The 5,790-nt window shown below is 43.7% G+C and carries 7 protein-coding genes; 3 read left to right on the forward strand and 4 right to left on the reverse strand.

The window, feature by feature from the left end; genetic code table 11:
* The 3 genes from AB4496_RS18410 to phoB all read right to left on the reverse strand — a co-directional run.
* On the reverse strand, window positions 1–319 hold a 319-nt coding region (locus AB4496_RS18410), incomplete at its 3' end, for a substrate-binding domain-containing protein (protein WP_372131582.1).
* Window positions 316–1,614: a phosphate regulon sensor histidine kinase PhoR gene (gene phoR, locus AB4496_RS18415; protein ID WP_009848263.1), complete on the reverse strand. Its 1,299-nt coding sequence runs from the start codon at window positions 1,612–1,614 to the stop codon at window positions 316–318. The genes AB4496_RS18410 and phoR, both read right to left, overlap by 4 nt.
* A gap of 33 nt (window positions 1,615–1,647) precedes the next feature.
* Window positions 1,648–2,337, reverse strand: coding sequence for a phosphate regulon transcriptional regulator PhoB (gene phoB / locus AB4496_RS18420; RefSeq protein WP_004735064.1), 690 nt, complete (start codon window positions 2,335–2,337; stop codon window positions 1,648–1,650).
* Window positions 2,338–2,530: 193 nt separating this feature from the next.
* On the opposite strand from phoB, the gene rdgC reads away from it, so the two are divergent.
* The 3 genes from rdgC to AB4496_RS18435 all read left to right on the forward strand — a co-directional run bounded on the left by rdgC (window position 2,531) and on the right by AB4496_RS18435 (window position 5,344).
* Window positions 2,531–3,445 carry a recombination-associated protein RdgC gene (rdgC, locus tag AB4496_RS18425; RefSeq protein WP_009848262.1) on the forward strand — a complete coding sequence of 305 codons (915 nt, stop codon included), beginning with the start codon at window positions 2,531–2,533 and terminating at the stop codon, window positions 3,443–3,445.
* A gap of 205 nt (window positions 3,446–3,650) precedes the next feature.
* On the forward strand, window positions 3,651–5,069 hold the full coding sequence (yegQ, locus tag AB4496_RS18430; RefSeq protein ID WP_009848261.1) for a tRNA 5-hydroxyuridine modification protein YegQ: 1,419 nt from the start codon (window positions 3,651–3,653) through the stop codon (window positions 5,067–5,069).
* A 20-nt stretch (window positions 5,070–5,089) separates the two neighbouring features.
* Window positions 5,090–5,344, forward strand: coding sequence for a YfhL family 4Fe-4S dicluster ferredoxin (locus AB4496_RS18435; RefSeq protein ID WP_004735061.1), 255 nt, complete (start codon window positions 5,090–5,092; stop codon window positions 5,342–5,344).
* Between the two features lie 42 nt (window positions 5,345–5,386).
* Here the strand turns inward: AB4496_RS18435 and AB4496_RS18440 are convergent, their stop codons facing one another.
* Window positions 5,387–5,695 carry a hypothetical protein gene (locus AB4496_RS18440; protein WP_009848260.1) on the reverse strand — a complete coding sequence of 103 codons (309 nt, stop codon included), beginning with the start codon at window positions 5,693–5,695 and terminating at the stop codon, window positions 5,387–5,389.
* Window positions 5,696–5,790 lie beyond the last annotated feature (95 nt).

Consider the following 5,790-nt stretch of genomic DNA (forward strand, 5'->3'; position numbering starts at 1 on the left):
CTTCTCGTAGGCGCATTGGACGACTCATAGGCCCAAGGTGAGCAGTACCTTCCGTTAATGCAGGAGGTGCAGTGGATGAACCAGAAGCCTGAACTTGAGCATTCACGTTCGGGTAGTAAGACTTAAACTCTTCAACCCATAACGTTGTCATTCCCGCTAAGGTATCGGAACCGACAGACAACAAGCTGCCAGAAATACCCGGAACCTTAGAATAATCAGGAAGAGAATCGACACTTTGCTCGGCATGAACAGGGGTAACCAAAGCTAATGCTAATAATGAACTGATGGGGAAACGCATCCGGCGTATTAAGGAACTCATGACACTGTCAATCGGCTAGGCAGCGTGAAATGGAATCGGCTACCAACACCCACTTCACTTTGAATTTCTAAATGTGAATCATGGTGACTAAGCGCATGTTTAACAATCGCTAACCCTAAGCCACTGCCCCCAGTATCGCGTGAGCGTGCTTTATCAACACGATAGAAACGCTCCGTAAGTCGATGCAAGTGTTGTGGTTCGATACCGTCTCCAGTGTCTGACACATCCAAACACGCGCCTTGACTGGTTTGGTACCAACGAACCTTTACGGTCGCACCAGGCGGCGTGTATTTCACTGCATTGTAAACCAGATTCGATATTGCACTTCTCAGCTGATCTTCATCCGCTAATACGCGTAAACTCTTATCGATATCAAATTTCAGCTTGTGTTCTCGCTCTCCACTGAGACTAGCGGCTTCTTTTTCAAGAACTTCCAACATCGCCGGAACATTCACCACTTCATCCAATTCATGCATTGGCGCCGCTTCTATCTTAGAAAGAGTAAGAAGCTGATTGACCAAACTGTTCATACGATTTAACTGCTCAGTCATCACACCATGAGCCTTAGGCCACATAGGTCCAACGACCATGTCTGGATCTTCCGTCATTTCAAGATAGCCCTGAAGTACGGTCATTGGAGTGCGTAGCTCGTGAGAAACGTTAGCGAAAAAGTTACGACGCATGCCTTCTAGCTGTTTTAGCTGAGTAACATCACGTACTACCATGAGGTGTTCGCCCTCGGTATACGGTACGATACGAAGCTCAAGCATGCGCTCCACATTAAGTGGCGAAGGCATCTCTAACGGCTCTGAGAAATCTTGTTTATTAAGGTACTTGATGAAGTCCGGCGTGCGGATCAAGTTAGAGATGGGTTGGCCTGAATCGTCTGGCCAGCGAAAACCCAGTAAATACTGAGCAAGCTTGTTGCACCAAACAATATTGCCTTCACCGCGAAACACCACAACGGCATCGGGAAGGGATTCAGCACCGTTTCTGAAACGGCGGATAAGGTTGGTCAATTCTTTGCGCTTACGACGCTGTCTCTGCTGCATACGATAGATACCATTAAACAGAGACTCCCAGTTTCCAGAACCTGAAGGGGGTGTTAACCGCTTTTCATCCCACAACCAAGCAGACAAACGCATTTGATAGTGTAGATGCCATGCTAACTGTAATACTGTTGCAGCCAGCAATAACCAAGGTAAATAACCGAATATCCATCCGACTATAATCCAAGGTGCGTAAAAAAAAGCCAGCTCCCAAGCCAGCTTTTTCCAGGTTAACTTCTCAACCATTCAGGACTCCATAAACTGGGCAGTGAAGCCACGTTAAGCCTTTGTAGAAAAACGGTAGCCTGCGCCGCGAACCGTTTGAATTAATTTGTCATGACCAGCAGATTCAAGTGCTTTGCGTAAACGTCGAATATGAACATCAACCGTACGATCTTCAACGTAAACGTTGGTACCCCAAACGTTATTGAGCAGTTGCTCTCGACTGTATACTCGCTCTTGGTGAGTCATAAAAAAATGCAGCATTTTGAATTCGGTTGGGCCCATATCAACTGGACCTTCACTTGCGGTAACGCGGTGAGATACAGGGTCTAGCTTAAGGCCTTGTACATCAATCACATCTTCTAGTGCAGTAGGCGTTACACGGCGGATAACCGCTTTCAGGCGAGCAACGAGCTCTTTTGGTGAAAATGGCTTGGTGATGTAATCATCAGCGCCCACTTCTAAACCTCGCACCTTATCTTCTTCTTCGCCACGAGCCGTCAGCATCACCACTGGGATGTTGCGAGTTAACTCTTCACGCTTCATGTGCTTGATAAAGTTTATCCCGCTACCACCAGGTAGCATCCAATCTAGTAATACTAGATCTGGGAAAGGTTCACATAGCTTGTTTACCGCTGTATCGTAATCTTCAGCCTCTACTGCTTGGTAGCCTTTTTGTTCAAGTACAAAACACAGCATCTCACGAATAGGTGCTTCATCTTCAACGACCAGAATCCTTCTCGACATAATTGAATAGCCTTAGTATTTAATCAACGCATTGCATTATCTGGTTTAATTATGACACTTTTGTGACCTTTGAAAACAAATTTTCATATAACTGTCTCAAACATTTCACTTTTAATTTTTATTGCAGGTATAAGACAAATGGATCGAAATCTCCTATGATGAGCGTCTTCAGATAAAGGTATGAGAAATATTTATGTGGTTTAAGAATTGCCTCGTCTATCGCTTTAATCGTGATATAGACTTCAACGCAGATCAGCTAGAGAAACAACTTGAAGAGTTCCGTTTTACCCCTTGTGGTAGCCAAGACAAACAGAAATTTGGTTGGGTAAACGCGATGGGTAGACACGGCGATATGATGACGCACGTATCAGAAAACCGCATTCTCATCTGTGCAAAGAAAGAAGAGAAAATGCTTCCAGCTTCTGTGATCAAAGATTCATTGAATGCAAAAGTAGAAACGCTTGAAGCAGAGTCTGGTACTCCTCTGAAAAAGAAAGAGAAAGACAGCCTAAAAGAAGACATCATCATCGATCTTCTTCCTCGTGCTTTCAGCCGCAGTAACTTCACTTACGCGCTGATCATGCCGAAAGAAGGCTTTATTGTTGTTGATGCTAGCAGCTACAAAAAAGCAGAAGACGTACTAGCATTACTACGTAAAACAATGGGTAGCTTGCCAGTAGTGCCAGCTATTCCAGAGCAAGCGATTGAAACAACGTTAACGGAATGGGTTAAGTCAGGTGATACGCCTAAAGGCATCACCATGCTTGATGAAGCTGAGCTTAAATCAATCCAAGAAGACGGCGGTATTGTTCGAGTTAAGAAACAAGAACTAGAAGCTGATGAGATTAAGAACCACATTGAAGCCAACAAAGTTGTGACTAAGCTTCTGATCAACTGGCAAGATCGCATTGAGTTCATTCTTGCTGAAGATGGCAGCATCAAGCGTCTAAAATTCAGTGATGAACTAAAAGATGAGAACGACGATATTCCTCGTGAAGATCAAGCTGCACGTTTTGATGCAGACTTCTCTCTACTTTGTGGTGAGTTCAGTGTTTTCCTACCAAACCTATTTGAATCATTAGGCGGGTTAACTCAACCTAACGCTTAATTGTTCCGATTTGAAGCTCAGGTATCGACGATATCTGAGCTTATTTCTTTCCCACTCCCGCTTATCAATACCTATCAGCTCGCTTCTTAATACCATTGTTATCTTTAGGGCTATCAACCAAACTCATTTTAGCGTAAAATTTGCGCCCCTTTGATATCACTTGGTGGTATCAACCTGACTTGAGATCAGATTAGAGAACGAAGCAATGACTACACAGAAACCATTTGTACCTGAACTATTATCACCGGCAGGAAGCCTTAAAAACATGCGTTACGCGTTCGCCTATGGCGCAGATGCAGTATACGCAGGCCAGCCACGTTACAGCCTTCGTGTTCGTAACAACGAGTTCAATCACGAAAACCTACAAATCGGTATCGATGAAGCTCATGCTCAAGGCAAAAAGTTATATGTTGTATGTAACATTCAGCCACACAACTCTAAATTAAAAACATTCATTCGCGACCTTAAACCAGTTGTTGAGATGGGCCCAGACGCACTTATCATGTCAGACCCAGGTCTTATCATGATGGTACGTGAATCATTCCCTGAAATGCCGATCCACCTTTCAGTTCAAGCAAACGCAGTAAACTGGGCGACCGTTAAGTTCTGGTCAACTCAAGGCGTTGAGCGTGTGATCCTATCTCGTGAGCTATCTCTTGAAGAGATCGAAGAGATTCGCGAACACTGCCCAGAAACAGAGCTAGAAATCTTTGTTCACGGTGCTCTATGCATGGCTTACTCTGGTCGTTGCCTACTTTCTGGCTACATGAACAAACGCGATCCAAACCAAGGTACTTGTACTAACGCTTGTCGTTGGGAATACAAGACAGAAGCTGCGAAAGAAGACGAAAACGGTCAGATCGTTGAAGCTAACCCTACCGGCGTTGCTATTCAAGAAGTAGAAACTCAAGGTATTGAAGTTCAAGACGAGCGCCCTGACAACACACTAGGCCTTGGTAAGCCAACTGATGAAGTCGTTTTACTTTCTGAATCGCACAAACCTGAAGAGAAAATGGCGGCGTTTGAAGATGAGCATGGTACTTACATCATGAACTCGAAAGATCTTCGCGCAATCCAACACGTTGAGCGCCTAACGAAGATGGGTGTTCATTCATTGAAGATTGAAGGGCGTACTAAGTCTTTCTACTACTGTGCACGTACAGCACAGGTTTACCGTAAAGCTATCGATGATGCTGTTGCAGGTAAGCCATTTGATGAGAGCCTAATGGGTACGCTAGAGAGCCTAGCTCACCGAGGCTACACTGAAGGCTTCCTACGTCGTCACACTCACGATTCATACCAAAACTACGAATACGGTTACTCAATCTCTGATACTCAACAGTTTGTTGGTGAATTCACAGGTAAACGCCGTGGCGACCTAGCTGAAGTAGAAGTAAAAAACAAATTCTTAGTTGGCGACAGCTTAGAAATGATGACACCTAAAGGTAACGTTGTTTTCAAACTAGAAGTGATGGAAAACCGTAAATCTGAAGCGGTAGACGACGCAAAAGGTAACGGTCACTTCGTATTTATTCCTGTGCCAGCAGATCTCGATCTAGAGTATGGCTTGCTAATGCGTAACTTGAGCGAAGGCCAAGATACACGTAACGCTTCAGGTAAATAACGGTTACTTGGGAAAGATAAATGGCTCTACTAATAACTGACAAGTGCATAAACTGCGATATGTGTGACCCAGAATGCCCAAATGGTGCAATCACTATGGGTGACAGTATCTTCGAAATCGATCCTGATTTATGTACTGAGTGTAAAGGTCACTATGAGAAGCCAACATGTCAGTCAGTATGTCCGATCACAAAATGTATCATTACTGACCCGAACCATATTGAAACTGACGACGAATTATTAGAAAAGTTTGTCATCATTCAAGGCTTGACCTAAAAGATAAAAGGTTCAACTTAATCATCAAGTTGAACCTTTTTTTTAACCCGACTTTTCAATGGGATATATGTTACAGAACATCTCTTTCTCAAATTGATATTCGAGTCGCTCTCGCCAGTTTATTGATTGAGCTATCGGAACAAGATAGAAGTTTTCTCTACTGGTATCAGTCACAAATGCCATTCCATACTGCATTAACTCATAGTGAACATCATTTACGAAGCTAGGATCTAAACGTTGTCTGCCTGTTAGCTGATTGATATCAGCTCTTGAAATAGAAATACCCGAGCTTTCAGCGTTGAACCTATGTCTTAACCATTCTGAAAATTCCTTCGCGCAAATCATAGTCATTGTCTTATCCTTGAATTTTTATAGACGGGTATCAGACTCTGATTTTCATATACTGCACATAAGCCGCATCTTTCACCCAAGAAACACGCCATCCC

It is taken from the genome of Vibrio sp. 10N.222.46.A1, assembly GCF_041473595.1.
GTDB lineage: Bacteria > Pseudomonadota > Gammaproteobacteria > Enterobacterales > Vibrionaceae > Vibrio > Vibrio tasmaniensis_A.